This is a genomic window from Bacteroides sp. AM23-12 (assembly GCF_003434395.1).
Classification (GTDB): domain Bacteria; phylum Bacteroidota; class Bacteroidia; order Bacteroidales; family Bacteroidaceae; genus Bacteroides; species Bacteroides thetaiotaomicron.
Map to the genome: position 1 here is coordinate 1 of NZ_QTLF01000083.1, position 2,375 is coordinate 2,375.

The following is a 2,375-nucleotide window of genomic DNA, read 5'->3' on the forward strand; positions in this document are numbered from 1 at the left end:
CTGCTTCTTCGGGGATGCGCTCTATGCCCGTGAGGAACTTGTCGCCGAACTTACCGCAGCCCTTTGCGGTGCGTTCTTCGGCTACGCAACCGCACCGCAGGAGAACAACGCCGCCTATCTGAAACACTGGCTCACCAAGCTAAGGGAGGAACCCGCCTTTTTGGTGGAGATATTGGGGGACGTGAACAAGGCGGCGAAGATGATTGCCGACAAGGTAACCGAACCGGTAAACGAACCCGCAGCAGCCTAAGCGGGACAACAAAGGAACAAGAGTATAAACCAACGGGCGGAGCAATCCGCCCCACTTAAAGACATAAGACGATGAAAACATTATCAGAAAAGGAATTTAACGGCTTTAACGTTAATGCGATGTTTACCGAAAGAGCGGAACGGGCGAAAAAAGAGCTGTCTCCACTCATGCAGGAGATAAGGAAGTACATACCCCAAGCGGAATACGGCTACCACGTGGAGAGCGGTGAATATCCCGCATTTTACGGCGTGCGCATAGAGTTCACGTATAACGGCATCCGTTTCCATGTGTGCAAGATATACAAAGAGAACAAATACAGGATAGCCGCCGACATGGAGCATTTTGAATATGTCAACCGCTACGACATCGAAAGGGCGGGCAACCAATACGAAAAGCCGTGCAATATCGGCGTGTTCACCGCCAAGAAAATAAACGATTGGATAAACTACTACACGCAGATATACAGGCAGGTGGAGCAAGAAAATGTGGAGAACTCGAAAAAGGTCGCCGATTTCTTGAAAAGTATCGAGAATGAACCCGTAAGATGGGAAGGGAACAACCATTCAAAAGGGACGATAATCCGCAACGGCTTGCGCTTCACTTTCTACATAGAGGAAGGACACCTCTATTTTGAACTGTCCCTAAGTTATCGGGGAACGGCTGATTACGACACGTTCCGGCTGATAGCCGATAACCGCTATATCCCGAAAGGAAACTATTAAACAACCACGGGCGGATTCCTCCGCCCGACAATACCCGAGAACATGAAAACGACATTCATTTACAGACTGGTTTACCGCCTAATCCTTTGGGCTTCGGCGGTGTACTTCCTCACCACCACCGCAGGGCAGTTTTTTGCCCTATCCGCTACTTTGCTTCTGTTAGGCTTCGTGGCACGGCTTGTTTTCGCCCTTGCGTGGCGGTTGTTTGTCGGCTTCATGTTCATCTTGATAATCATTCTTTTAATCATCTGAATCATGGAAGGAAAGAAGTTTAAACACAAGTATCTGCCGTACCTCACTTGCGTGGTCGTGGCAGCCACCCGAAAAGGGTACAAGGTTTTGGAAACCCAAGTTTTGGGCGGGCGCAGGAAGCCCAAAACAAAGACAGCCTACTACTACGACATTGATTTTGATAAAGAGCGTGGTTTGTGGCAGGAAGAAGGCAAGTAATAACCGATAAAAAAATATCAATATGGAAACAAGGACATTGGCAGAAAACGGAACACCCGTTACGAAAGAAAAGACGGTAGCCTTTTCGGGACACCGCACCAACCGTATAGCCAAGTTCACGGCAGACCGTGAGAAACTCTTTAGAGAGGTGGCGTTCGATACATTTGTAGCCATCGAGAGTTATTGTATCAAAAAAGGCTACCATACCTTTTTGTCGGGAATGTGCGAGGGCTTCGACCTTATCGCAGCAGAGGAAGTCTTGAACCTCAAAAAGGAATACCCGCATATCCATTTGAAATGCGTTCTCCCCTTCAAGGGACAAGCCGAGCGGTACACCCAGGCCGACAAGCGGCGTTATGACACCATTTTGGCGCAAGCCGATGAAGTGGTAACCTTGCAGGACGGATATACCGAGGGCTGTTTCCTACGCCGTAACGACTACCTTTTGGAAAACTCCGCTTTTCTGATGGTCTATTACGATTCGGTAGCCGTGGGCGGCACGTTCTACATCCTCAAACGGGCGGTAGAGCAGAAAAAGAAGTTCGCGAACGTGTGCTATAACCGCAGGTAAGCCGCAAGGGCGGACTTTCCGCCCGCTACTTTCTTTCGTGAGCCGGAGCGGGGAAAGAAAGATAGCAAAGAAACCGATTTCCCGACCGGAAAAAATTATCAAAAAGAACAAGAATAAACAATCAACTTAAAAACAAACGGATTATGAAGACAAAAGCAAATCAATCAGCAGCAGAGAGAAACATCACGATGGTAGCATTGGCAAACATTCAGCCGAGCGGTTTCAACCCACGCAAGCGTTTCGATGAAACGAGCCTTTACGAGCTTGCCGAGAGCATCAAGCGGCAGGGTGTGTTGCAGCCCATCACCGTGCGCCCCGTTGACGGGACAGACCGTTACGGGATTGTTTTCGGGGAACGCCGTTACCGTGCGTCCGTCATTGC

At 49.2% G+C, this 2,375-nt stretch carries 5 protein-coding genes; all 5 read left to right on the forward strand.

Annotation, left to right across the window (positions count from 1 at the left end; translation table 11 throughout):
* The coding region (locus DW640_RS23140; protein ID WP_255420964.1) for a zincin-like metallopeptidase domain-containing protein at window positions 1-250 on the forward strand (250 nt) is incomplete at its 5' end.
* A gap of 71 nt (window positions 251-321) precedes the next feature.
* The gene (locus DW640_RS23145) at window positions 322-972 is read left to right on the forward strand and encodes a hypothetical protein (RefSeq protein ID WP_014299605.1); all 651 of its coding nucleotides are present in this window, start codon (window positions 322-324) and stop codon (window positions 970-972) included.
* A 255-nt stretch (window positions 973-1,227) separates the two neighbouring features.
* Window positions 1,228-1,422, forward strand: coding sequence for a hypothetical protein (locus tag DW640_RS23155; RefSeq protein ID WP_008640960.1), 195 nt, complete (start codon window positions 1,228-1,230; stop codon window positions 1,420-1,422).
* A 22-nt stretch (window positions 1,423-1,444) separates the two neighbouring features.
* Complete coding sequence (locus DW640_RS23160) at window positions 1,445-1,993, forward strand: SLOG family protein (protein WP_009041244.1); 549 nt, start codon at window positions 1,445-1,447, stop codon at window positions 1,991-1,993.
* 143 nt (window positions 1,994-2,136) lie between these two features.
* The coding region (locus tag DW640_RS23165) for a ParB/RepB/Spo0J family partition protein (RefSeq protein ID WP_117578998.1) at window positions 2,137-2,375 on the forward strand (239 nt) is incomplete at its 3' end.